Annotated in this window: 27 protein-coding genes; 13 read left to right on the top strand and 14 right to left on the bottom strand. The window is 71.1% G+C overall.

The annotated features are described in order from the left end of the window. Positions 1 to 7: 7 nt before the first annotated feature. Positions 8 to 361 carry a hypothetical protein gene (locus RV983_RS03590; protein WP_475984296.1) on the bottom strand — a complete coding sequence of 118 codons (354 nt, stop codon included), beginning with the start codon at positions 359 to 361 and terminating at the stop codon, positions 8 to 10. Between the two features lie 43 nt (positions 362 to 404). Beyond that, positions 405 to 1,574, bottom strand: coding sequence for a hypothetical protein (locus RV983_RS03585; protein WP_475984295.1), 1,170 nt, complete (start codon positions 1,572 to 1,574; stop codon positions 405 to 407). A 331-nt stretch (positions 1,575 to 1,905) separates the two neighbouring features. On the opposite strand from RV983_RS03585, the gene RV983_RS03580 reads away from it, so the two are divergent. Continuing rightward, positions 1,906 to 2,802: an RNA polymerase sigma-70 factor gene (locus tag RV983_RS03580; RefSeq protein ID WP_475984294.1), complete on the top strand. Its 897-nt coding sequence runs from the start codon at positions 1,906 to 1,908 to the stop codon at positions 2,800 to 2,802. A 712-nt stretch (positions 2,803 to 3,514) separates the two neighbouring features. On the opposite strand, the gene RV983_RS03575 is transcribed toward RV983_RS03580, so the two are convergent. Then, on the bottom strand, positions 3,515 to 4,069 hold the full coding sequence (locus RV983_RS03575) for an HPP family protein (protein ID WP_475984293.1): 555 nt from the start codon (positions 4,067 to 4,069) through the stop codon (positions 3,515 to 3,517). A gap of 641 nt (positions 4,070 to 4,710) precedes the next feature. After that, on the bottom strand, positions 4,711 to 5,988 hold the full coding sequence (locus RV983_RS03570) for a cytochrome P450 family protein (RefSeq protein ID WP_475984292.1): 1,278 nt from the start codon (positions 5,986 to 5,988) through the stop codon (positions 4,711 to 4,713). Positions 5,989 to 6,103: 115 nt separating this feature from the next. On the opposite strand from RV983_RS03570, the gene RV983_RS03565 reads away from it, so the two are divergent. Continuing rightward, a complete protein-coding gene (locus RV983_RS03565) occupies positions 6,104 to 7,336 on the top strand; it encodes an FAD-dependent oxidoreductase (protein WP_475984291.1) in 1,233 nt (410 codons plus the stop codon). Positions 7,337 to 7,412: 76 nt separating this feature from the next. Here RV983_RS03565 and RV983_RS03560 read toward each other — a convergent pair whose 3' ends face one another. Further along, entirely contained in the window at positions 7,413 to 7,577 is a 165-nt protein-coding gene (locus RV983_RS03560; RefSeq protein ID WP_475990577.1) for a hypothetical protein, read from the bottom strand. Between the two features lie 201 nt (positions 7,578 to 7,778). Here RV983_RS03560 and RV983_RS03555 point away from each other — a divergent pair, with 201 nt between their 5' ends. From RV983_RS03555 to tpg, 3 genes are read left to right on the top strand one after another with little or no spacing between them, the layout of a single operon-like run. Further along, positions 7,779 to 8,135 (top strand): hypothetical protein, encoded by a 357-nt coding sequence (locus tag RV983_RS03555; RefSeq protein WP_475984290.1) that lies wholly within the window; start codon positions 7,779 to 7,781, stop codon positions 8,133 to 8,135. Positions 8,136 to 8,139: 4 nt separating this feature from the next. Then, the gene (gene tap / locus RV983_RS03550; protein ID WP_475984289.1) at positions 8,140 to 10,203 is read left to right on the top strand and encodes a telomere-associated protein Tap; all 2,064 of its coding nucleotides are present in this window, start codon (positions 8,140 to 8,142) and stop codon (positions 10,201 to 10,203) included. Between the two features lie 11 nt (positions 10,204 to 10,214). Further along, positions 10,215 to 10,769, top strand: a complete 555-nt coding sequence (gene tpg, locus RV983_RS03545) for a telomere-protecting terminal protein Tpg (RefSeq protein ID WP_475984288.1) — start codon at positions 10,215 to 10,217, stop codon at positions 10,767 to 10,769. A gap of 140 nt (positions 10,770 to 10,909) precedes the next feature. Here tpg and RV983_RS03540 read toward each other — a convergent pair whose 3' ends face one another. The 5 genes from RV983_RS03540 to RV983_RS03520 form a co-directional block, all read right to left on the bottom strand. Continuing rightward, a complete protein-coding gene (locus RV983_RS03540) occupies positions 10,910 to 11,275 on the bottom strand; it encodes a MerR family transcriptional regulator (protein ID WP_475990209.1) in 366 nt (121 codons plus the stop codon). Positions 11,276 to 11,301: 26 nt separating this feature from the next. After that, positions 11,302 to 12,069, bottom strand: coding sequence for an SDR family NAD(P)-dependent oxidoreductase (locus RV983_RS03535; RefSeq protein WP_475984287.1), 768 nt, complete (start codon positions 12,067 to 12,069; stop codon positions 11,302 to 11,304). 299 nt (positions 12,070 to 12,368) lie between these two features. Beyond that, the gene (locus RV983_RS03530) at positions 12,369 to 12,845 is read right to left on the bottom strand and encodes a DUF6924 domain-containing protein (RefSeq protein ID WP_475984286.1); all 477 of its coding nucleotides are present in this window, start codon (positions 12,843 to 12,845) and stop codon (positions 12,369 to 12,371) included. 125 nt (positions 12,846 to 12,970) lie between these two features. Then, a complete protein-coding gene (locus RV983_RS03525) occupies positions 12,971 to 13,483 on the bottom strand; it encodes an anthrone oxygenase family protein (RefSeq protein ID WP_475984285.1) in 513 nt (170 codons plus the stop codon). Positions 13,484 to 13,593: 110 nt separating this feature from the next. Beyond that, a complete protein-coding gene (locus RV983_RS03520; protein WP_475984284.1) occupies positions 13,594 to 13,974 on the bottom strand; it encodes an SMI1/KNR4 family protein in 381 nt (126 codons plus the stop codon). 261 nt (positions 13,975 to 14,235) lie between these two features. Between RV983_RS03520 and RV983_RS03515 the strand changes: the two genes are divergently transcribed. Next, entirely contained in the window at positions 14,236 to 14,562 is a 327-nt protein-coding gene (locus RV983_RS03515) for an ArsR/SmtB family transcription factor (protein ID WP_475984283.1), read from the top strand. A gap of 28 nt (positions 14,563 to 14,590) precedes the next feature. On the opposite strand, the gene RV983_RS03510 is transcribed toward RV983_RS03515, so the two are convergent. Continuing rightward, positions 14,591 to 14,992, bottom strand: coding sequence for a DUF5997 family protein (locus tag RV983_RS03510; protein WP_475984282.1), 402 nt, complete (start codon positions 14,990 to 14,992; stop codon positions 14,591 to 14,593). A gap of 81 nt (positions 14,993 to 15,073) precedes the next feature. Here RV983_RS03510 and RV983_RS03505 point away from each other — a divergent pair, with 81 nt between their 5' ends. From RV983_RS03505 to RV983_RS03485, 5 genes are all read left to right on the top strand, one after another. Next, a complete protein-coding gene (locus RV983_RS03505) occupies positions 15,074 to 15,883 on the top strand; it encodes a LysR substrate-binding domain-containing protein (protein ID WP_475984281.1) in 810 nt (269 codons plus the stop codon). 133 nt (positions 15,884 to 16,016) lie between these two features. Further along, on the top strand, positions 16,017 to 17,222 hold the full coding sequence (locus RV983_RS03500) for a cytochrome P450 (protein ID WP_475984280.1): 1,206 nt from the start codon (positions 16,017 to 16,019) through the stop codon (positions 17,220 to 17,222). A gap of 380 nt (positions 17,223 to 17,602) precedes the next feature. Continuing rightward, positions 17,603 to 18,727, top strand: a complete 1,125-nt coding sequence (locus RV983_RS03495) for a type III polyketide synthase (protein WP_475984279.1) — start codon at positions 17,603 to 17,605, stop codon at positions 18,725 to 18,727. A gap of 124 nt (positions 18,728 to 18,851) precedes the next feature. Next, positions 18,852 to 19,259 (top strand): ArsR/SmtB family transcription factor, encoded by a 408-nt coding sequence (locus RV983_RS03490; protein ID WP_475984278.1) that lies wholly within the window; start codon positions 18,852 to 18,854, stop codon positions 19,257 to 19,259. Beyond that, on the top strand, positions 19,256 to 19,894 hold the full coding sequence (locus RV983_RS03485) for an SRPBCC family protein (protein WP_475984277.1): 639 nt from the start codon (positions 19,256 to 19,258) through the stop codon (positions 19,892 to 19,894). The genes RV983_RS03490 and RV983_RS03485 overlap by 4 nt, the downstream gene beginning before the upstream one ends. Positions 19,895 to 19,907: 13 nt before the next feature. On the opposite strand, the gene RV983_RS03480 is transcribed toward RV983_RS03485, so the two are convergent. Then, the gene (locus tag RV983_RS03480; RefSeq protein WP_475984276.1) at positions 19,908 to 20,270 is read right to left on the bottom strand and encodes a DUF6204 family protein; all 363 of its coding nucleotides are present in this window, start codon (positions 20,268 to 20,270) and stop codon (positions 19,908 to 19,910) included. Between the two features lie 386 nt (positions 20,271 to 20,656). Here RV983_RS03480 and RV983_RS03475 point away from each other — a divergent pair, with 386 nt between their 5' ends. After that, positions 20,657 to 21,472 carry an SAM-dependent methyltransferase gene (locus RV983_RS03475; RefSeq protein ID WP_475984275.1) on the top strand — a complete coding sequence of 272 codons (816 nt, stop codon included), beginning with the start codon at positions 20,657 to 20,659 and terminating at the stop codon, positions 21,470 to 21,472. A 76-nt stretch (positions 21,473 to 21,548) separates the two neighbouring features. Here the strand turns inward: RV983_RS03475 and RV983_RS03470 are convergent, their stop codons facing one another. Next, entirely contained in the window at positions 21,549 to 22,457 is a 909-nt protein-coding gene (locus RV983_RS03470) for a helix-turn-helix domain-containing protein (RefSeq protein ID WP_475984274.1), read from the bottom strand. Positions 22,458 to 22,616: 159 nt separating this feature from the next. Further along, positions 22,617 to 22,853 carry a DUF397 domain-containing protein gene (locus RV983_RS03465; RefSeq protein WP_475984273.1) on the bottom strand — a complete coding sequence of 79 codons (237 nt, stop codon included), beginning with the start codon at positions 22,851 to 22,853 and terminating at the stop codon, positions 22,617 to 22,619. A gap of 163 nt (positions 22,854 to 23,016) precedes the next feature. On the opposite strand from RV983_RS03465, the gene RV983_RS03460 reads away from it, so the two are divergent. Next, on the top strand, positions 23,017 to 23,475 hold the full coding sequence (locus tag RV983_RS03460) for an ATP-binding protein (RefSeq protein ID WP_475984272.1): 459 nt from the start codon (positions 23,017 to 23,019) through the stop codon (positions 23,473 to 23,475). Positions 23,476 to 23,761 lie beyond the last annotated feature (286 nt).

The raw sequence follows: 23,761 nt of genomic DNA, 5'->3' as shown, positions 1-23,761 counted from the left end.
GCCTCCGCTATGAGCTAGCGAAGACGAACGGGCGGGCACGCGCATGGAGACCGCGCGACGCCTGGCCGCTGCGCTGCAGGTGCCCACCACCGTTCTCCTCGTCGAACACCAGGAGGATGGCGCCCGCGAGGACAAGGTCACCGAACTGAGCAATGTGCTGCCGGTCCCGCTCAGTGATGCCCACGCGCTCGTGGACATCGCCTCGGAAGGCCGCCGGGTGCGCGGTCGGCTCATGCAACTGCCCGGTTGGCCGATGACCCAGATCCGCCGGTTCGAGGCTGCCGACGTCGCGCTGACCCGCGCCACCGACGACGCTGCTGATCGCCTCGACGGAGCGGCCGCGCTCCGTCGACGGCGGCACCGCGTGAGGGATGAGTGCGCGAGCCGTGCATCCGCTTCGCGTCCTACGTGGCCCAGTGAACTTGCGATGGCCATTGGGTACGCCGGAGGATCTCCGCGGCAATCTCGTTCGCGGGCCGGTCGTCGGTGCCCACGTGCAGATCACCGAGCCCGTCCAAGGCGTCGAGGTTCCGTGCCGCCTGATCGGAGATCTCGCGTAGTCGGGCCTGCGGTTGGCCGATCAGTCGGTCGCCGGCGAGCCCCGGGGCCGGAGTGATGCCTCGGCCCCGGAGCGTGGCTCGGTCGGCCAGTGTTCTTCGGCTGGCGTGCAGCCGGCACAGGGTGATCGTGGCGGCAGGCAGTGCTGCGGTGTACGCCCTCATGTCCTCGGGCCGGTCGAGTGGGCCGACAGCGATCAGGCATCCTGCTCCGTTGGCCCGAAACGTGCTCCAGACCGCGGCCAGGTTGGCGGCCTTGAGCCGGTGGTTGCCCGGGTCGCCGGTCGGGATGGGGCGGTGGAAGCCGATCTGGTCGAGGTCAACGAATGCGGCGTGCGCACCGGCCCGGCGGACCTGCTGGTACACCTGCCAGCCGACGGTGGACTTGCCGACGGCGGCGGGCCCGCAGAGCAAGAGAATGCTTCCCGGTGTGCGGTCCGGTTCCCGTCGCATCATGCTCGGTTCTTCCACCCGTGCCTGCGGATAGGGCCAGCCGGTGCGCGTGCGGACGCGCTCGGCGACCTCGGCGACGGTCAGGCCGGTCGTGTCGATGCACAGATCGGCCGGAAAGGCACGGTCGAGGTCGTCGGCGTACGCGAGCAGCTCCGCGAGATCGTCGCTCGGGCGACCGCGGGCAGCCAGTCGTCGGCGCAGCTCCGCCGGCTCTGCTCGCAGTCGGCAGGCAGTCACCGCAGCCTGCGGTGCGAGGTCGGCATCCACACCGCGATCAGGGTCGGTGACGCCCGGAACGACCAAGGACCGCGCACCCGCGTCACGGAAGTTGGCCACGACCGCGTCGAGCGTGCGCGCTTTGAGCCGATGGCGGCCCGGATCTGTGTCCGGCTCGGGCGCCCAGTGGCGTGGCGTCGGCGGCGCGTAGCACATCCCGATCTGGTCGATGTCCACATATCCGGTGGGCGCGCCCATCCTGGCGAGCTGGACGAACACCTCCCAGGCCACGGTGGTCTTCCCGACCCCGGAGGCGCCATACAGCCACAGCACCGGCAGCGCGATCACGGTGATGAGTATCGGGACCGGCGAGCGCCCGGTCCAGTGATATGTGTCGCTTGGGCGGAAAGGGCAATGGTCAATTCCGGTGGATTGCCGGGCCGGGGCAACGGGTCGGTGGCGTCAGCGTCAGGTCGACCGCTGGTACGGCGCCCGCTGTATTGGCCCAGTCGCTGAGGGTTGTTGCCGGTTGCCGGTGTCACAGATCAGCGGGCTGCACGGTCGTGCGAAAGGCCCCGGATGTACTCGCTTGACAGGTGCGGGCGGGCCACCCGCTCAGTACGCCGCGCATACCGCTGTGACGGCAAATAGCATGGTGATTCAAAGGTGGAGGCCACTCATGTGCGCCGGTAGTGACGCAGACCCCCTTGAGCAGGCAACAAGGGACTTCATGGCCATGCGGCCTCAACTGTTCGGTATCGCGTACCGCGTACTCGGCAGTTGCGTGGAGGCCGAAGACATCGTCCAGGATGCGTGGCTGCGCTGGCAGGCCATCGACCACGCCGATATCCGACGTCCGGCGGCGTTCCTGACGACGGTCACCACTCGCCTGGCGATCAACGCGGCCCAGTCCGCCAGGATGCGGCGTGAATCGTACGTCGGGCCGTGGCTTCCGGAGCCGGTCGATACCACTGCGGATCCCCAGCTGGGTGCGGAACGGGCAGAGGTGCTCGACATGGCGGTTCTCTTCCTTCTGGAGAAGCTGAACCCCGTGGAAAGGGCTGCTTACGTCCTGAGGGAAGCCTTCGATTATCCCTACAAAGAGATCGCGGACATCCTGGAGACGAGCGAAGGCAATACGCGCCAACTGGTGAGCCGCTCCCGGAAACATCTGACCGCGGAACGCAGGGAGCCGGTCAGCAATCACGCTCACGAGCGCCTGCTCAAGGCGTTCATCGCTGCGGCACAATCCGGTAATATGTCCGCGCTCGAGGAGGTTCTCTCGGCGGACGTCGTGAGTTATGCCGACGGCGGAGGGGTGCGGGGAGCAGCCAAGATCCCGGTCGTCGGACGTCCGCACGTCGCCAAGACCTTTGTCGCCTACGCCCCACGATTCTGGCCTGGTACGGACATCCGCTGGGTCGAGGCCAACGGCCGGCCCGCCGCCCTCGTCTCGAACGATGGAGGGCCGGTGGCCCTGGTGCTTGCCGACGTTTCGGAGCGGGGCATCGAACGCGTTATGTGGGTGGTGAGCCCGGCCAAACTGGCTCCATACGTAGCTTCACTGAACAACTGAAGCCGCCCTGCACGCCTCCTGTCTGCTCAGGATTCGGTGCCGTCGAGGTCGCTCGGCCGGCGGGTGTGCCAGGACATTGTGCGGTGCCCCGGCGGAGGGGTGGTCAGGGGACCGGGACATGCTGCTGGAGAACAAGACCGCCGTCGTCTACGGTGCGGGCGGGGCGGTCGGGCAGACGGTGGCCCGAACGTTCGGCCGCGAGGGCGCGCGCGCCTTCCTCAGCAGCTCTACACGTTCCCGGGCTACCCCGACAGTTCGGCTCCCTGGAGTACGCCGACGCCTTCCTCCCCGACAAGGGCGAGAGCGCCAACGATCTGGCGGGCACGTTCCCGGGCAGCGTCATCGGCAAGGTTCTCCGTCCCGTCCCGTCCCGTCCCGATCACCGATCCGGACGGCTCCAAGGACGTCGACCTCTCCATGGACCCGGCCGAGTTCCACCAGGCGTTCGGTGCCGATGTCCCCGCCGGTACCGCCGACCTGATGGCGGTCACCCAGCGTCCCGGGACGCGTACGGCCCTCAACGAGCGTTCCGGCGAGCCGGCCTGGAAGGCCATCCCTTCCTGGGCCCCGGTGGGCACCAACGACCGGATCATCCCCCCGAAGCTCCAGGTCTGCATGGCCAAGCGTGCCCACGCCCGTATCGAGACGGTCCGGTCCTCCCATGCCGTGACCGTGTCCCACCCGGACGCCGTCCCGCCCGCGAGGCGCCGGCTCACCACCACGAGGTGGGATAGACCTCTCGTTGCAGCCGGGAGGAGGCCATCTGCACCAGGACCAGCAGTGCCAGTCCGGCGGCCAGCAGGGGCACGAAGAGATGGGCCGGCGGGTCGGTGAGCATGACCATGACTGCGGTCGCCATCGCGGGCGGATGGGCCGTCTTGAGCACGAGTACGAGCGCGCAGGCCATGCCGCAGGCCGCGGCGGCGACCCAGGGACCGCGCCAGCCGAAGGCGAGCACCACGAAGCAGACGAGGCACGACAGCAGGTGGCCGCCGAAGACGTGGCGCGGCTGCGCGAGAGGTGAGCCGGGGGTCGCCGTGACGATCGCCGTCGTGGCCGCGAGCGGCGGTATCAGCACCGTCTGGTGGATGAGTGCGCCCAGGGCCACCACGACGGCGAGCCCCACCGAGGTGGTCACGGCCGCCGACACGACGGTGCGCCGCGCCGGCCGCGGTTCCGTGGTTCTCCACCGCCGGGCCGGAGGCCGATGAGCCGCGGGGGCCGACACGTGCGCGGTCACCGATGTCTCGGGTGGGCTAGTCGCCATGACGGCGCCCTTCCCGGCCGCGGCCCGCCGTCGGGGAAGGGCGGGACATGGCGCATGGGAGAGGAATGCGCGGAATCAGCACGGAAGCACCTCGGATTCGCCCTCGACTCCCGCACACGGCGGCTTCGTCGTCCGTGAAGACGGGTCATGCCGAAAATCCTGATGTCCCGGTCCACCGCATGTCCAAATGCGGCTTTCTATCGCTTGATCGACCCCGCTTATCGAGGCACTTCCGCCCAGTTGCGGGCGACGCGAAGGGACGTGACGGCGGCTGGACGTTCCGGCGCCTCAGGGGCGGTTGGGCAGCTCGATGCCTACGTCCCGGGGGTCGATCCGGTGGGCGGCCACGTGCGCGCGGGTGCGGATGGGGTTTCCCGGTCCGCGCGGAAGGTGCGTTCGGTGGGCTCCGCGAGAAGCACGCGTATGCGGTCCCGGTGGTTTTCTGAAACCGCCCGGAATCGGCGACCCGGCGCGTCCGCGCCTTCGTGGATTTCGCTCCCCGGGAGTTTCCTGACCAGGAGGAAATCCTCCGCCCGGGAGCCCGAATGCGACCGCGGAAGTCACCCCACGAAGCGCCCGTCGACCCCTGCGCGTCGTCCCCGCCCGGTCCGGCCCCGGTGCGCCTGCGCCTACGCCTACGCCTACGACGAAGCCGCCCCCCGCGACGAGGCCATCCCGCTGTCGAGCCCCGCCCCGCCGGGCGCACCCGCCTCGAAGGTGACCGGCAGCCACGACGGCCCGCGCAGTCCGCCCATCCGCCAGCGGACCTCCTCCGGCGGCACGGCCAGGGCCAGCCCGGGGAGGCGGCGCAAGGCGGTGCCGATCGCGATCTGGCCCTCCAGGCGGGCCAGCGGGGCGCCCAGGCAGTAGTGGATGCCGTGCCCGAACGCCAGATGGGCGCTGTCGCCACGGGTGATGTCGAGCCGGTCCGGGTCGGGGAAGCGCTGCGGGTCGCGGTCGGCGATGGCGGAGGCGATCAAGACGGTCGCGCCGCACGGAACGGCGGTCCCCGCGATCTCGATGTCCTCCCGGGCGAAGCGCACGATGCCGGGGCTGACGGGTCCGTCCCAGCGCAGGAACTCCTCGATCGCGCCGGGCAGCAGTTCCGGGTCGTCCCGCAGCGTGCGCAGCTGTTCCGGGTGGGCGAGCAGCGCCGCGACGCCGCCGCCGATCAGGTTGACCGTGGTGATGTAGCCGGCCACCAGCAGCAGGAAGCACATCGCGGTCAGCTCGTCCTCGTCGAGCCGGTTCTCCTCGTCCCGGGCGGTGATGAGCGCGCTGAGCAGGTCGTCGCCGGGCCGTGCGCGCTTGTCGTCCAGGAGGCCGACCAGGTAGGCGCGCATCTGCCGCCAGGCCGCGTCGACCTTCACCGGGTCCGGCGGTTCCGCCCCGCGCAGGATCATCTCGTCGGTCCACCGCTGGAAGTCGCCCTGGTCGGTGGACGGCACCCCGATCAGCTCGCTGATCACGGTGACGGGCAGCGGGAGCGCGAAGTCGGCGACCAGATCGGCGCGCCCCGCGGGCAGGATCGCGTCCAGCAGGCGGTCGGTGACCTCCTGGATCCGCGGCCGCAGCTCGGCGATCCGGCGGGCGGTGAACGCCTTCGAGACCAGCCGGCGCAGCCGGGTGTGGTCGGGAGGGTCGGAGCGCAGCATGGTGCGCAGCATCGACTCACGCTCCGTGACGGGCAGCATCTGCATCAGCCGGGGGTCGGACGCGTCGCGGACGTCGCTGCTCAGCCGTGGGTCGGAGAGGGCCGCGAGACCGTCCTCGAAGCGCGTCACCAGCCAGGCCTCGATACCGCCGGCGATGACGGCCCTCCGGACGGGGCCCTCCTGGCTCAGTTGCCGGTACAACGGGAAGGGGTCCGCCACGAAGGCCGGGTCGCCGTAGGGGAGAAGGACCGGTTGCCGGCTCATCGTGCCTCCGGAACGTGGGGGTGCGCGTCAGGACCGGCGCGCGGAGATGTGATCACTTTAAGCATATTATGTACCGATATGGCGGTGTCTGTGCTGCCGGAGGGGCAGGGCGCGAATGGAACGGACCACGTGCTGTGTGGTGGGCGGCGGCCCCGCCGGGATGGTGCTCGCCCTGCTGCTCGCCCGCGCCGGGATCGCGGTCACCGTGCTGGAGAAGCACGGCGACTTCCTGCGCGACTTCCGCGGCGACACCGTGCACCCTTCGACCCTCGCCCTGCTGGACGACCTCGGCCTCGCCGAACGCTTCGCGGCACTGCCCCAGCGCCGGGTCCGCACCCTCCAGCTGCCCGTCGGGGAGAGCGGTTCGCTGGTCACCGTCGCCGACCTCGGAGTGCTGCGCGGCCCGTACAACTACGTGGCGATGGTGCCCCAGTGGGACCTGCTCGGACTCCTCGTGGACGAGGCGCGGCGCGAGCCGTCCTTCCGGTTGCGGATGAACACCGAGGCGACCTCCTTCCTCATCGAACGCGGGCGCGTGACCGGGGTGCGCTACCGCACCTCCGACGGACGCACCGGCGAGCTGCGCGCGGACCTCACCGTCGCCTGTGACGGCCGTGGATCACTGGCCCGATCCCGGCCGGAACTGGGCCTGCGCCGATACGCCTGCCCCATGGACGCCTGGTGGTTCCGGCTGCCCCGGCACGAGGGCGACCCGCACGGGCTCGTCGGCGGCTCCGGCGACCGCTTCCTCACCGCGATGATCGACCGCGGCGACTACTGGCAGTGTGCCGCGCTCATTCCCAAGGGCACCGATACCGAGCGCCGCGCCGCAGGACTCGACCGCTTCCTCGCCGACTACGCCGCCGCCGTGCCGTGGATCGAGGACCGCACCCACGCCCTGCGCTCCTGGGACGAGGTCAAGCTCCTGGACGTACGCCTGGAGCGCCTGCGCCGCTGGCACCGCCCCGGGCTGCTGTGCATCGGCGACGCCGCGCACGCGATGTCCCCGGTCTTCGGCATCGGCATCAACCTCGCCGTCGAGGACGCCGTGGCCTCCGCCCGCTACCTGGTCGAACCCCTGCGCCTCGGCGGCGTGGGCCTGCGCGATGTGCGTGCCGTCCAGCGCCGCAGGCGGCCCACCACGGCCGCCACCCAGACCCTCCAGCGGATCGCCCACACCCGGGTCATCGCCCCCGTGCTGCGGGGGGAGCCGCCGTTCGGCAGCGCCGCGCGGGGCATGCGCGTGGCGAACGCGCTCGCAGGCTCACGCCGACTGCGGCGGCTCCCGGCCTACTTCTTCGGATACGGCGCGCTGCGCGAGCGCCCCCCGGCCGCGTCCGTACGGTGAACTCCCCGGCGGAGCGGGAGCTTTCGCCCCGGAGGCCGCTGCGACACCGGGGCCGTCCGGCGCAGGCGTCGCGCGGTCAGGGCTCGTCCGCCGGCCACAGCGGCGGCCCACCCACCGAGCTGTCATGGACGGTCGGATTCCCCGGAACAGGGTGCAGCCGGAACGCCGTCCTGGCGAAACCCGCCAATTCCGGGAACGCCTCCGTGACATCCAGCGGGCGCGGCGGTGTCGTACGTGTCATGTCCTCTCCCTCTCAGGCCGTGGCCGAATCGAAGCACACGGCACGGACTTCCGGCGGACGCGCGACACACCGGGCCGCTTCCCACGGCATGATCGCGACGGACTTTATCGGCTGATAAAGTCCGTCGTTACGCGGGGAAACCGGCCGGCACGACCGGACATCCCGCCCCGGTCGGAGTCGGAGTCGGAGTCGGAGGAGCACATGCTTGCGGTCGACGTCCGGCAGTCGCTGCGCGACGGCCGGACCGTGGCGGAGGGTGCGGGGCGCGGCTGGCGCTTCGCGGCGCGCACCATCGCCACCCACGGCGACTTCCTGCTCGCCTTCGTCGACGGCGGAGTGTGCGTCGGCGCCTACGAGATCCGCGGGAGCCGCTCCGACGACGCGGCGGACGGCCGCTATGTCTTCGACCTCGCCCCGGCCCGGCGCTTCCAGTGGGCGCTCGGCCAGCGGCTGCCGCTGCCCCCGGGGCGCAACCCCGCGCGCATCCTCACCGGTCTGCACCTGCGTGAGTTCCTCGAATCCGCGCCACGCGGCGTCCCCCGTTCCGTGGAGGCCTGAGGCAGTGCAGGAGCCCCAGCGCCCCGAGGCCGCCGCCGCGCCCGATCCCGTCGACGCCCTCCTGCGGTCCGGACCCCGCCGCACCCAGCTTCCCGAGCCGGCCGAACGCTCCCGGCTGCGCACCGCGTACGGGCTCACCCAGGCCGAGATCGCCGAGGCGCTCCAGGTCACCCGCACCACGGTCGCCGGCTGGGAGGCCGGCCGCAGCGAACCCCAGGGCGCCACGCGGGCCGCGTACGCCAAACTCCTGGACGGCATCGCCGGTCAACTCGTGCCCGAGGCCCCGGAACCGGCCCCGGAATCGCGGAGGACCGCCCCCGCCGCCCCCGCCCGGCCCGTGGTGTCCGCTCCTCCGGCGCGGGCGCCGCAGGCAGGACGCCGGCAGGCCGAACAGGACGCGCCCGACGCCCGGTTCACGAACGGCCCGCTGGCGGTGCTCGACGGCGACGGATCGGCGTACGGCGCCGGCGGCCTGGTGCTGGAGTGCCCGGCGGAGGACATCCCCTCCCTGGTGGAGTGGACGCTCGCGGAGGCACGCCTCGGCGCGGCACGGCTGCACCGCAACGGCAAGGACGCCGACCCGCTGATCGTGCTGACCGAGCAGGCGGCCGAACGGCTGGGGCTACCGGCGGAGTTGGAGGACCGGCGCGGCCTGAGGCTGCCCGCGGACCACGCGGTCGTCCGCCGGATCACGCGTGCCGGCTGGCAGCTGACCCAGCGCGGCTTCGGCCCGTGGGCCCGGGTGTTCCGGCCGGCTGAAGGCGGCAGGCGTCAGTGCGTGCAGTTGGCCGTCCTGCCGTGGGGGGCGCTGGACACGCGGTCCTGGGGCGGTGCCGCAGGCCTGCCGGCGCCCGAACTCGCCCGGACCCTTGCCGCGTACGCGTCCCGCGTGCTGACCCCCCGCGGCTCGACGGCCGTGTCGGGGCTGGAGCTGATGACGGCCCTGCGCCCGCCGACCCGGGCGGTGAAGGACCCGGCGACCGGGGCATGGGTGTCCGGGCCGAACCCCGGCGCGCTCACCCGCCCCGCCGACCCGGCACCGCCCGAGGCCCCCGACGAGCACCCCGTCGTGGCCGTGCTCCACCCCCGCGGTCACCAGCGCACCCCGGACCAAGTGCTGGACGAGGAGGCCTACGACTGGATCCGTGACCCGGAACTCCTCACCGACACCGAGTGCGCGCAGGCGTACGCCGTCGGCGTCGACGTCAACATGGCCTTCGCCGCCGCCGCGAACCGGCTCACCGTCGGGCTCGGCGAGCCCGTGCACGTGAAGGCACCGGCTTTCGACAAGGCGCTGCCCGGCTGCTGGCTGGTCGACCTGTCCGGCGTCGACCTGGACCCGCGGCTGCCGAGCCCCTTCACCCCGCACGGCGGCCGCCCCGAGGGCCCCGCCTGGTACGCCACGCCGACTGTCGCCTACGCCGCCGAACTCGGCCACGACGTCGCTCCCTTGGAAGGGTACGTAAGGCCTGAGCACGGGCCGTACCTGGACGCCTGGTACGCCCGTCTGCGTGACGCCTATCTGGCCACCATGGGCGAGCTGGGCGTGGTCCCCGGCCTGCCGGAAGCCGAGTTCCTCGCCGCGATGGAGCGCCACAAGCGGAACGACCCGGCGCGGGTCGCGCTGCTGTCGGCGATCAAGGCGACCGTCAAGGGCGGCATCGGCAAGCTCCGCGAACGCCCCCAGGGCGCCGGCTACCGGCCCGGCGAACGCTGGCCCGCCCTCGAACGCCCCACCTGGCGCCCGGACATCAGGGCCGCCGTCATCGCCACCGCCCGCGTCAACATGCACCGCAAGATGCTGCGGCTCGCGGCCGTGGACCTGCACCCGGTCGCGGTACTCTCCGACTGCGCCGTCTACCTGTCCGACGGCCCCGGCCCCCTGGACTTCCTGCCGTACACCCCGGACGGCAAGCCCCTGGCAGGCGGCTTCCGCCTCGGGGTCTCGCCGGGCATGGTCAAGCACGAGGGCACCCAGACCCTGATGTGGGCGGCCGAACTCCTGGAGGACGGCCACAATCCCGCCCGTCACATCAAGGGCACCGACGCCGCCGCCGACGGCGAGTAGGGAGCACACCCATGGGCGTACTCGGCGACAGCCTCGACAAGGCCACCGCGGCGACCTTCACCCGCCCCCTGCCCAAGTCGGCCCAGTCCCGCATGCGCTTCCTCGTCAAGCACGAGAAGGGCACCCGCGCCGTCGCCGCCCTCCTCGGCGTCTCCCAGCGCACCGTCGAGCGCTACCTCACGGGCCAGTTGAAGCACCCCCGCACGGACCTCGCCGCCCGCCTCGAGACGGCGGTCCGCGACCGCTGGCAGCCCCGCGTCCGCGGCCGCGCGAAGAGGCGCGCCGCCACGACCGGCGGCATCGTCATCGAGACCCGCGCCCGCTTCGGCTTCACCGCCGCCCCCGGCTCCACCGACGACAGCCGCCTCCGTCTCATCACCCAGTCCCTCCCGCCGGCCTACGCCGCCCGCCTCTTCGCCGCCCAGGACGCCGGCGCCACCGAGCAGCAACTGCGCGCCATCGCCGCCGAGGGCCTCCAGGAGATCTACTTCAAGGACCGCGGCCGCCGCGCCCAGGGGCTGAACGTCGACTTCACCGACATCGACTACGTCGAGCTGGAGTTCTGAGCGGGTCCGGAAGAGCGGCTCACGGGGCGAGGCCGGTGAGCCGAAGCACGGTAGTTGTCACACAGGCAGGCTTGGTGTCACTGCCAGATTTGGGCCTGGTGACGCTGGGGTTGTTCGGCCTACGCGGTGAGGCGGTCAGACTACCGACGGGGCTTGGCCACGACTGCCTGTTGCAACGCGGCTTCCAGCCGGTCGCGGGCCTCGGTCTGGGCGGCGATCCGTTGGTTGAGGACCGCCAGACGTGCCAGTGCGACGTGCAGGCCCCTGTCCGAGGGCGGTGCCGCAGCTATATCGCCGTCCAGGCACGGCAGGAACACCCGCACGTCGTCCAGGGTGAGCCCGGCGGCCAGCAGGTAGCGGATGTTGCCGACTCGCACCACGGCCCGCTCGTCGTAGACGCGGTAGCCGTTGGGGGCCCGTTCGGAGGAGATCAGTCCGGCCTGCTCGTAGTGCCGCAGCGCACGAGCGGTCGTCCCGGTTGCCGTGGCCAGCTCACCGATCCGCACTCGTCCCACCTCCAGGGCCACTCCTATCACGCCACGACCGCTCCGCCGTCGACCGGGAATATCACTCCGGTGACGAAGGAGGCGGCCGGGGCGGCAAGCTTGGTGATCGCCCAGGCCACCTCCTCGGGGCGGCCGATCCGGGCCAGCGGGGTGTGCGCCAGCTGCCACTCCCGCACTGCGGCCGTCTGCTCCGGCGTCAGACCCTGATGCTCCCCGATGGGAGTGTCGATCGCGCCGGGCGCGACTGCCACCACCCGGATCCCGCGGGGTGCCAGCTCGACCGCCCAGCTGCGGGTCAGCAGTTCCAGAGCGGTTTTCGTCGCCGCATAGACCGAGCTGCCCGGCCATGCCCGCTGTCCTACCGATGTACTGACATTGATGATCACCCCACGCGACGCCTCCAGGAGCGGCAGTGCGGCCTGAGCCAGCAGTACAGGAGCGACGAGGTTGGTGGCGAGCTGAGCCTCGATCATCTCGGGCGTCAGCGCGCCCAGAGCGCCGCTGCGCACGATGCCGGCGTTGTTGACGAGCACGTCCAGCCGGCCGTGTGTCTCCAGTACGGCCCGGAGAATCCGATGGGGCTCGCCCTCGGCAGTGATGTCGGCGGTCAGCGGTGTGATCCTGCCGTCCCCGGCAGCGGTCTCTTCGAGCGGTTCGACTCGCCGCCCGATCGCCACCACGTGGGCGTCCTCGGCGGCGAAGGCACGGGCAGTGGCCCGGCCGATCCCGGTACCGGCTCCGGTGACGGCGACGATCCTGCTGGTGCGCGGTGCGGTGCTGTTCATGCCGGTCATCGTCCAACCCTGCCCCCAGCGGCAAGGTCAAGCATCGTCTGCTGGGACGTAGCCTCGGTAGCGAGACCCGCCACACGTTGGGAGAGGACAGGCGAACAGACCTGGCGCGAAGAACAGGTGCAGTTCGTGCGCGGATGACCAGCAGCCCGGTCTTGCGACGGATGACAAAAAGGCTGCTGCATGAGCGTTCGTGACAAGCCGCGTGCCTCGCCGGCGACAACCAGGCTGCTTCGAACGTCCCTGTTCGCCAGCTCGGCCGGTCCTGCTGGTGACAACTACCCGTGCTTCGGCTCAGCCGCTCAGACGGCGAAGCCTCGGAAGGTGCCCTGGGGGTCCTCCTCGGCGGCATCCTTGAATTCGCCGAAGGACAGGTTGGCGATCATCAGGTTCGCGTGTATCTCGTGGACTCCGGCAGGGACGGTGCGGAACTCGCCGCCGTCCGCTTCGAACTCCTCGTCGCTGTCGCATTCTTCCCGGGTCAGCACGGCCACTGCCACCAAGGTGACGGGGTAGTCACGCATCGAGTCGCGGTCGGCGAGGAACACTACGGACAGTTCCTCGTCGACCGACGCCGCGGAGTGAATCTGAGCCGAGGTGCACCCCGTCCACTGGGGATCATCGGCGATGTGGAGGTACGGATCGAAGTCTCCGTCTCCACAGGACTTCATCAGCTCCGCTTTCACCGCCGTCCATGCCTGTTCGTCGCTGTAGTCGGTCCTGATGATCAGTGCCGCGTCCCGATCGCGCCCCGCCAGCCACTTCGTACGGTCACTCATGCCACTGCCCACCCATCCACGCAGGTCACAGCCCGCGCACTTCGTACGCACGCTACGCGGTACCGCTGACGCGGCCGTGAGCGGCTCAGTCGGCGACAGCGCCCGGCTGTGATCGGGGCACGCGGTCAGCCGTCGGCGACCGCGGCGGCGGGACGGGCGTGCGGCTGCTCCGCCCGGTCGGATCCCTGCGCGGTGAGCAGGCTGATGAAGGCCAGTACCGCGAGGACCGTACGGACGGTGTGCAGGGCCAGCCAGCGGTCGCGGACGGCGGCGAAGTCGGCCGGCGGATCGCTGGGACTCCAGCCGTCGACAAGCCGGTTGAGCGGTTCCATCTGCGTCACCGTCAGCACGATCGTGGCGAGCACCAGCACCGCGGCGGCCAGGCTGAGGCAGAACACCACCCGGCCCTGCCCGTAGGAGAGCGCGCATGTCGCGACGAGCAGCGCGAGGCAGGTGAGGAGGAACCGCGGCATCGCGCGGCCGTGGTCGGCGTTGAGTGGCTTCCCGTACGGCACGTACACGGGTCCTGGAAGCCGCCCGATCGACGGCGCGATCACGGCGAAGAACACGCCGCCCGCGTAGAGGCCGAGCAGCGTCGCCGCTCCTCCACGAACGATCTCCAGTGCGACGGTGCGCATGGGCCCCACCTTTGATTGGTCAGAGATCTTACTGTTCATGAGAGGCGTACCTGAACGCACACCGGCGGCACCGGTCCTCGAATCCCCGGCGCTGGGGCACCCGCCGGTGCCTACTGCCAGCGCCAGCCGTGGTCGGGGAAGCGGGTCAGGAACTCCGTGAGGGAGGCCGCTTGACGCAGGCCCTCGGACCAGGCGGCGGCCGCGGTGTCGACCAGGAGGAGCGGGGGAGGCTGCTGCCGCAAGTCGTAGACCAGCAGTTCACGGCTGCCGTCGCCACCGATGACCAGCGCGCCGGGGAGGCGGCCGGCCGGGCCCGCCGCGTCGTTGAGCCCGAGGAGATCGCCGACCGGACAGAGCGTCAGGAAGTGACCGGCGGGGAGGAAGTGCCGGGCCACGGATCCCGGGTCGGAGAGGAAGGAGCGGTAGTCCTCGGGGAAGGCGACGCCGAGCGCCCGCTCGGCCCGCTGGATCGCGGCGTCTGGTGCGCCCATGGCACGTCCCTCCCCTGGGCGTTCCGGCACCGCACGCCGAGGCCCCTCCCGGGGCGCACCATACCGCGGTCGGACCCCCGTCCGCTCAGCCCTCCCGCGGTACGGGTGAGGAAAGACCGGTGGTGCCGATTACCCTCGTCCCGCGCGGAGTTGGCGGCAGGCCCGGGGTACGGCCGCGGTGCCGGACCGCCCAGGGACGAGCGCCGCGGGGGCGCATGCCCCTGAGATATGGTGATTGTCGTATCCAGGGCAGGAGGGAACATGCCGGACGCCGAAGGCCACCCCGAGACCGGGGAAATGGATCTGGGCTCCCTCTTCACCGCCCTGGCGGACCCGCTGCGCCGCAAGGTCGTCGAGGACCTGTGCCGGGAGTCCGAGGGCACCGAGCGGACCTGCGCGTCCTTCGGCCTCGCGATCTCCAAGTCGACGATGACCCACCACTTCCGGGTCCTGCGCGAGGCAGGGCTGATCCGCCAGGTCAACTACGGCAACAGCCGCAAGGTCACGCTGCGCCGCGACGACCTCCAGGAACGTTTCCCCGGCCTGCTCGACCTCGTCGCCGGCGGGTCGCTCCCCACGTCCGTGTGACGGGGGAGGGGACTTCGGGTACCGCGGGTCAGCGCGACCGGTTCGCCTGCTCCTCGCGCTCCGCGTCCCGCTCCTTCAGACGCGCCGCCTCCTTGCGCACCTCGGCCTGCGTGGCGCGTTCCTTGTCCAGCCACTCCGGGGCGTCCTGCTTCAGCGCGTCGATCTGCTCGGTCGTGAGCGGCTCGGTGACACCGCCGCGCGCCAGGCCCGAGATGGAGACACCCAGCTTGGCCGCGACGACGGGGCGGGGGTGCGGCCCGTTGCGCCGCAGTTCCTGGAGCCACTCCGGCGGATCGGCCTGGAGCGCGTTGAGCTCGTCGCGTGACACGACGCCTTCCCTGAACTCGGCGGGAGTGCCCTCGAGGTACACACCCAGTTTCTTGGCCGCGGTGGCGGGCTTCATGGTCTGGGGGCTGTGGTGCGACGTCATGGGTCAAGGATATCGATCCCGCGGGCCCGTCCCGACCGCGTGGACGGGCCGCCCCCGCCCCGGCCCGGGTAGCCTGTCCTGGTGACAGGCTCGGAAGCATCCCCCCAGTTCAAGCTCGCGTACGTTCCGGGCGTGACACCCGCCAAATGGGTGAGGATCTGGCAGGAGCGGTTCCCCGGCATCCCGCTGGAACTGGTCGCGGTCCCCTCCGGCGAGGCGACGGCACTGCTGCGCGGCCGCGGCGCCGACGCGGGCTTCGTACGGCTGCCGGTGGACGGCGCGGACCTCAGCGCGATCCCCCTCTACACCGAGACGACGGTGGTCGTGGTCCCGAAGGACCACGTCGTCGCGGCGGTCGAGGAGGTGAGCATCGCCGACCTGGCCGACGAGGTGGTCTTCCACGCGCTCGACGACACCATCGACTGGGAGCGGCCCCCCGGCAGGCCCGCGATCGAGCGCCCCGCCACGACCGCGGACGCCGTCGAGCTCGTGGCGGCGGGGGTGGGGCTGCTGGTCGTCCCGCAGTCGCTGGCCCGGCTCCACCACCGCAGGGACCTCACCTACCGTCCGCTCGTGGACGCCCCGCAGTCGCGTATCGCGCTGTCGTGGCCCGAGGACGCGACGACGGACATGGTCGAGGACTTCATCGGCGTCGTCCGCGGCCGGACCGTCAACAGCACGCGGGGCCGGCGCACCGACGACGCGCCCGCCCAGGCGAAGGACCAGCGCTCCGAGGCCGGCGCGGCGCGGCGCAAGCCCGCCGGCGGGAAGGCGGCGGGCTCGGGGGGCGGCGGCCGGGCCGGCGGCAGGAACCCGCGCGGCTCCTCCGGAGGCACCAAGGGCGGCACGGGCCGGGGCGGCAAACAGGGCAAGCCCCGCCGCCGTTCCTGACGCGGAGGCACGGGATCAGGCACCCGGGCCGCCCTGCCGGTCCCCCGGATGGGCTTGCTGCGGTGGCCGTCAGGGCTCCGGGAGCGATTTGTTGTGAGGTGTTCCCTGACGTCCAGGCTCACTGGAGCATCGCATGGATTCCGGTCCCTCCCCGCACGACTGCCCCTTCGACTTCGCCGTGGCCCTCGACTTCGACCCCCAGTTGAAGCACCTGCTGGAGAACGAACCGATCTCGCGCATCAAGCTGCCCCACGGGGAGGGCGAGGCGTGGCTCGTCACGCGCTACGAGGACGTCCGGACGGTGACGACCGACCGGCGCTTCAGCCGCAGGGGCGTCGTCGGCAAGGACTTCCCCCGCATGACCCCGGAGCCGATCGTGCAGGACGAGGCGATCAACGTGATGGACCCGCCGGACAGCAGCCGGCTGCGCTCCCTGGTCTCCAAGGGCTTCACCCCGCGCCAGGTCGAGCGCATGCGCCCGCACATCGAGCGGGTCGTCACCGAGCTCCTCGACACGATGGCCGCGGAGGGTTCCCCGGCCGACCTCGTGGAGCACCTGGCCGCACCGCTGCCGCTCACCGCCATCTGCGAGGTCCTCGACATCCCCGAGGACGATCGCTGGCGGCTGCGCGCCCACGCCCGCACGCTGATGGACTTCAGCCCCGACAACCGCGACGACGCCGTGCGCTCCAAGGCCGACCTGCGCGCGTACTTCGCGGACCTGACCGCGCGGCGGCGCGCGCATCCCGGCGACGACCTGATCAGCGTGCTGGCGACGGCCCGCGACGGCGACGAGATCCTGAACGACAAGGAACTCACCGTCATGGCCATGGTGCTGCTGATCACCGGCCAGGACACGACCTCGAACGAGATCGGCAACATCGCCTACACGCTGCTGACCCGGCCCCGCGAGCTCGCGACGCTGCGCGCGCACCCCGAGAAGATCCCGCAGGCCATCGAGGAGATGCTGCGCCACATCCCGTTCCGCAAGGGCGTCGGCATCCCGCGGGTGGCCATCGAGGACGTGGAACTCGGCGGCGTGCTGATCCGCGCCGGCGACATTGTGCACGTCTCGTACCTGACCGCCAACCGCGACGCCGCGAAGTTCGAGCGCCCCGACGAACTGGACCTGGAGCGCACCGGCGCCCCGCACATGACCTTCGGCTGGGGCGGTCACCACTGCCTCGGGGCGCCCCTGGCGACGATGGAGCTCCAGGTCGCCTTCACCGAGCTCCTGCGCCGCTTCCCTGAGCTGCGGCTGGCCAAGCCGGCCGAGGAGGTGCGGTGGAGCGCCACGTCGATCTGGCGCTACCCGGTCGCGCTGCACGTGGGCTGGTAGAGACCGCCCCGAGTGCCCCGGCGCCGGTTCTGCCCGTACGGGGCGGGGCCGGCGCCGTGCCGCGGTGCCCGTGCGGCGCGGGGCGCGACCACCTCCGACGTGCGCTCCCGGTCCGGCTGCCGTACTTTTTGTTGGGCGGACCAGAAACCGAATGGGCCACAAAGCCATATGGCGGTGGCCGGTCCGAATGTGTCATCCGACTCCGTTTGGGCCCACGTGCAGAAACGGCGCCATTGGGGCGCCGCAGGTGAAATTCCCGTACCTCCCTATCGCCTTTCCGTGAAATTCTTGAAAGGTACGGGTCTGCCCCGGGAGAAATGCACCGGGGCGGTGCACCACGTGGACCATTGCCCGCCAGAGGGACAGAAATGGAGCCAATCATGGCAGTTCTGTGCAAGCCGGTGATCGCGGTTCCCGACAACGTTATCACCTGCGAACAAACGCTCGAGCTGGCACGACGGCTGCACAAAGACCACCCGCAACTCGGCCTGACCCTCAGGCTCATCGAGAACACCGGCGTACGGAAACGGCACCTGATACGGCCGATCGACGAGGTGCTGGAACACCCGGGTTTCGATGTGCGCAGCGAGATCTACGAGCAGGAGTCCAAGGCGCGCGTGCCCGCGGTGGTGAGCCAGGCGCTGGACGAGGCGGAGCTGACCGCCGCCGACATCGACCTCATCATCTACGTGTCGTGCACGGGCTTCATGATGCCGTCGCTGACGGCGTGGCTCATCAACACGATGGGCTTCCGGCACGACACCCGGCAGATGCCCATCGCCCAGCTCGGCTGCGCCGCGGGCGGCGCGGCCATCAACCGGGCGCACGACTTCTGTACGGCGTACCCCGAGGCCAACGCGCTCATCGTCGCCTGCGAGTTCTGCTCGCTGTGCTACCAGCCGGCCGACCTGAGCGTCGGAACGCTGCTGTCCAACGGGCTGTTCGGCGACGGCGTCGCCGCCGCGGTCGTCCGGGGCAACGGCGGCACCGGGATGCGGCTGGAGCGCAACTCCTCCTACCTCATCCCCAACACCGAGGCCTGGATCTCCTACGCGGTGCGCCAGACCGGCTTCCACTTCCAGCTCGACAAGCGCGTGCCCGGCACGATGGAGCCGCTGGCGCCCGTGCTGCGCCGGGTGGCCGAGGAGCACCAGTGGAACGCGTCGGACCTGGACTTCTACATCATCCACGCGGGAGGCCCGCGCATCCTGGACGACCTGAGCCACTTCCTCGGCGTCGCCCCTGAGGCGTTCCGCTTCAGCCGCGCCACGCTCACCGAGTACGGCAACATCGCCAGCTGCGTCGTGCTCGACGCCCTGGCCCGGATGTTCGACGAGGGAACGGCGCTGGACGGCCACCGCGGTCTGCTGGCCGGGTTCGGCCCGGGCATCACGGCCGAGATGGTGCTCGGCACCTGGGTCAAGGCCGACTACGACGCGGATGTGCTGCCGCAGCACAACTACGGCACGCTCGACGACGGCCGCCGCGATCCCGCGGCTCCGTGAGGCGGGGCAGGGGGACCGGGGCGACCCGGGGCGGCTCGCCGCCCCGGGTCGCCGGCGTTCCGGCTGCCGAGGAGCCTTCCATAAGTTCTTGCTTATATAAGTGAGCCCTGGCATAGTGCTCCCCGTGCACGCATTCGACGTCCTCGGGGATCCGGTGCGCCGCCGGATACTGGAGTTGCTCGCCGCCGGTGAGCAGCCCTCCGGTGCCATCAGCGACGCGATCCGGGCGGAGTTCGGGATCTCGCAGCCCGCGGTGTCGCAGCACCTGAGGGTGCTGCGGGAGCACGGCTTCGCCGTCGTCCGGGCGGAGGGGACCCGGCGGCTCTACGCCGTGGAAGCGGACCCGCTGCGCGAGGTCGACGTCTGGCTGGAGCGCTTCCGCGGTTTCTGGGAGCAGCGGCTGGACGCGCTGGGCACGGAACTGGCGCGCGGACGCCGGGAGCGGCGGATCGCCGGGGAACGGCAGCAGGGGCCACGGCCGGAACCGGGGCACACCCCCCGCCCCGGGAGGGAACAGGAAGAGACACCATGAGCGACATCGTCGACCAGATCAACCAGGCCCACCGGCAGGTCGGTTCCCGCGACGTCTCCGGCGAGGAGGCACGCACGGTCCTGCTCCGCCGCGCCTACGACGCGGACATCGCGGACGTCTGGGACGCCTGCACCAGCGCCGAGCGCATCCAGCGCTGGTTCCTCCCGGTCACCGGTGAGCTGCGTCTCGGCGGCCACTACCAGCTGGAGGGCAACGCGGGCGGGGAGATCCTCCAGTGCGAGGCCCCCCGGCTGCTGCGCGTCAGCTGGGTGATGGGCGAGGCCCCCGGCTTCAGCGAGGTGACCGTGCGGCTCTCCGAGCAGGACGAGCGGACCGTCCTCGAACTCGAGCATGCCGCGGTCGTCCCGCCCGGGATGTGGGACCAGTTCGGGCCCGGCGCCGTCGGCGTCGGCTGGGACCTCGCGCTCCTCGGCTTCGTGCGCTATCTGGCCGGCGACTTCGTCACCCCCGAGCAGGCCGCCGAGTTCGCGGAGTCCGACGAGGTCCGCGCGGGCATGATCCGCAGCAGCGAGGCATGGGGCGAGGCGTACGCGGCTTCGGGTGCGCCCCAGGACGTCGCCGCCGCCGCGGTCGCCGCGACGACCGCCTTCTACGTCCCGCCGCGCGAGGCGTAGCCGGGCCCCGCGGTCACGCGGGGTTCTGCGCTGCCGCCGCGCGGCGCTGCCGCTTGCCGAGCGGGGCCTGGGAGAGGTCCTCGGCCTGGGCGCGGAGGTTCTTGAAGCCGTAGCCGCCTGCGGTCAGCCACGCCCGGGCAGCCTCCTCGGCGCGCTCGGTGGCCTCCAGGATGTCCTCCTCGGCCTCGCCGGAGTCCTGGAAGCGGAAGGTGAACGCGGGGCGGGCGGCGATGTCGTACGTGAGGTGGCCCTCGGGGGTGAAAGCCGCGCGCAGCACATCGTGCTCCCCGGCGCGGGCCAGGAGTTCGGCGCGCTGCTCGGGGCTGAGGCCGTCGAAGACGCCACGGACGGTGATGCGGAAGACGCGGGTGCTCATGCCCCGACGATAGGCGGCGCTGCCGCTTCCGTTCCACGCGTTTTCTGCGGCCCGGCGGCGGGCGGTCGCCGGCACGGCGGGAACGCACTCGACGTCCTGCGGGGCCGGCCTCGGCCGGGAGAGGCGTCACGGGGACGACGACACGCCGGCCGTACGACATGGGACGTGCAGCCGCCACGGCACCGGCGGGCGCTCTTGCCCGGGCCCCGAGACGCGCGGTATGTCGCTTAACGCATTGCCTGAAAGGATTTCAGAACTCCTCCTGTCAACAGTATTTTCATAAGCGGAATGGGAAAACCACAGTTCGGTGCCGGGTACTGCCCATACGATGGAGATCCGCGATCAACCCCTGCGTTCGGGTCGCGGGGAGGACTGTGAGGGGCCGGATGAGCCAGGAACGTGAGCCGCTGCCGACCGCGATCGACACCGGGACGCCCAGCGTCGCGCGGATGTACGACTTCCTGCTCGGCGGCAAGGACAACTACGCGGTCGACCGCGAGGCTTCCGAGGAACTGCTCAAGGTCGTGCCCAGCACGAAGGAACTCGCCGTGAACAACCGGCGGTTCCTCCAGCGCGTCGTGGGCGTGCTGGCGCAGGAGTACGGCATCCGGCAGTTCCTCGACCACGGATCCGGCCTGCCGACGCAGGACAATGTGCACCAGGTCGCCCAGCGCATCGACCCCTCCTCGCGCGTGGTCTACGTCGACAACGACCCGATCGTCCTCGCGCACGGCCGGGCGCTGCTGGAGGAGAACGAGAACACCGCGGTCATCCAGGCCGACTTCCGTGACACCGAGGGCATCTTCGGGCACCCGGAGGTCGAGCGGCTGATCGACTTCAGCGAGCCGGTCGCCGCGCTGTTCGTGTCCGTCATGCACTGCATCACCGACGAGGACGACCCGGCGGGTCTGGTGCGAGGGGTCGCGGAGCGTCTGGCACCGGGCAGCTTCCTGGTGGTGTGCCAACTGGTCAGCGAGGACAAGTCGGTGCGCGACTTCGTCACCGAGTTCATGGACGCCAGCACGCAGGGCAACTGGGGCCGGGTGCGCCAGGAGCACGACGTGGCGGACTTCCTCGACGGACTGCGGATTCTGGAGCCGGGCCTGGTGGAGGTCTCCACCTGGCGCCCCGACAGCGACCTGGCGCCTCGTCAGGCCACCCAGGAGTGGATCGAGTTCGGCGGCGTCGGCCGCAAGGCCTGACGGATCGCAGGACCGATCGCGCCGATCCCGGTCCCGGTTCCGGGGTTCACCGCCCGGGACCGGGTGACGTCCGTGGTCAGATCAGCTGCTTCACGATGTCGTTGAGGATGCCCGGTGTCCGCGCCGGCGGTTCGGCCTCGGCGCTGAGGCGGTCCATGACGGCCAGGTAGTTGTCGACGTCTTCCTGCTTGTCCAGGTACAGCGAGCTGGTCAACTGCTCCAGGTAGACGATGTCCGGCAGGTCCGGCTCCAGGAAACGCAGGATCGTGACCGGGCCGCCGGCCGTGGCGAGGCCGCCGACGTGGAAGGGCGCGATCTGCAGCGTCACATTCGGCAGCGAGGCCGCCTCGATGAGACGTTCCAGCTGGCGGCGCATCGCCTCCCGGCTGCCCAGCGTCCGGCGCAGGGCCGCCTCGTCCACGACCGCCCACAGCCTCGGCGCGCCCGGCGCGGTCAGCAACCGCTGACGGGCCATGCGCAGCGCGACCCGGCGTTCGAGTTCGACACCGGACGCCCGCGGGTGGCCGAGGCGGATCACGGAACGGGCGTACTCCTCGGTCTGCAGCAGGCCGGGAATGAACTGCACCTCGTAGGTACGGATGATGGAGGCGGCCTCTTCCAGGCCGACCAGCGTCTCGAACCAGCCGGGGAGGACATCGCCGTACCGGTGCCACCAGCCGGGCGTGCTGGCCTGCCGCGCGAGGTTCAGGAAGTCGGCGCGCTCGGCCTCGTCGGTCACCCCGTACAGGGTGAGCAGATCGGCCACGTCGCGTTCCTTGTAGCCCACGCGGCCCAGCTCCAGGCGGCTGATCTTCGCGTGGGAGCCGCGGATCGCCTCGCCGGCGTCCTCGCGGGTGATGTGGGACGCCTCCCGCAGCCTGCGCAACTGGGTGCCCAGCACGATACGCAGGACCGTGGGACCACCTCGGGGGTGCTCCAGGTACTGCTTTATCGACGGTTCGTTGCTCGGCCGCGTCGCGGTCATGCCGACTCCCGTGAGTGACTGGGCAGACAACCAGTCTCCCACCGATGGGCGTGCGAATACAGCCATATCCCCGGGCGCGCCGTACGCGTGGGCGTACGGCGCGCCGTCGGGGCCGCGCTTCGAAGCGGCGGAGGGCGGGTCATCGCTGGTGAGGGTCCGTCAGCCCGCCATGTCGTCGAAGTCGCCGTCCTTGACGCCGCCGAGAAATGCCTGGATCTCCGCGCGGGTGTAGATGAGGGCGGGGCCCCCGGGGTGGCGGGAGTTGCGCAGGGCGAAGCCGCCGCCCGGCAGCGGGGCGAGCTCCACGCAGTTGCCGCTGGGGTTGCTGCGGCGGCTCTTACGCCAGACAGCGCCGTCGATGTCGGTGGCCGGGACGCCGTTTTCGAACTCCCGCATGGGTACGCCTCCTTGGCGTTCTGCACGTGCATCTGCACGTGCAGACGTACTTACATTTGCACTTACGACTGTAATTGCAGATGTGCTTGCACCGGTAGGGATCCGACGGGGATAGTGGAGTCCGTAGACACGGCGCCCCCCTCGACGCTCCGCGGAGTACTCGATGACGACTCACCCGGCGACCCCTCTCGACTTCGACCTGTCTGAGGGTCCCGGGACGCGTTTCGCCGCCTGCGGGCTGAGCGGGGACCTCCACGCGGCGGGCGCCGCACGGCAGTTCACCCGGTCCACCCTGAGCGACTGGGGCATGCTGAGAGTCGTCGACAACGCGTCGACAGTCGTCTCGGAGATGCTGACCAACGCCGTTCGCTACGGGCTGGAGGACGCGACGTGCGCGCTCTCCGACCGGCCGCTGTGGCTGGGGCTGCTGCTGCGTGAGACATCCGTGCTGTGCACGGTCGCCGATCCCGGCACCGGGATTCCCGTGCTGAAGGAGCCCGACTGGTTCGCCGAGTCGGGACGGGGACTCCACATCATCGACTCGCTCAGTGACTCCTGGGGCTGGACGCCGCCCGACGACGCGGGGAAATCCGTCTGGGCGCTGGTCTCCGCGCGCGTCTGATCCGGCACGGCTCACGCGCCGCCGTCGCTGCCCCGTCGCCCTCGTCCGGTCACCCGGACGGACGTCCGCGCATCGGGCGGCGGCATCTGCGCGCGACCGTGCGTGCCGGCTCCCGCTCTGGTCGGCGCTCCGATGCCTTCGCAGGTCAGAGGTGCTTCAGGGACCCTTCCGTCCCGGGTCGCGGACCCCGGGTGACCGTCGCGTGGAGCGTTTGACGAATGACACGTGCCGACGGAGACTCGGACATATAGGTGCTTAATACACGTCACTCCCCGTGATGGTGGTC

The organism is Streptomyces sp. RLA123 (assembly GCF_056270165.1).
The sequence above is the reverse complement of the archived record's forward strand: the minus strand, read 5'-3'. Positions and strand labels throughout refer to the sequence as shown.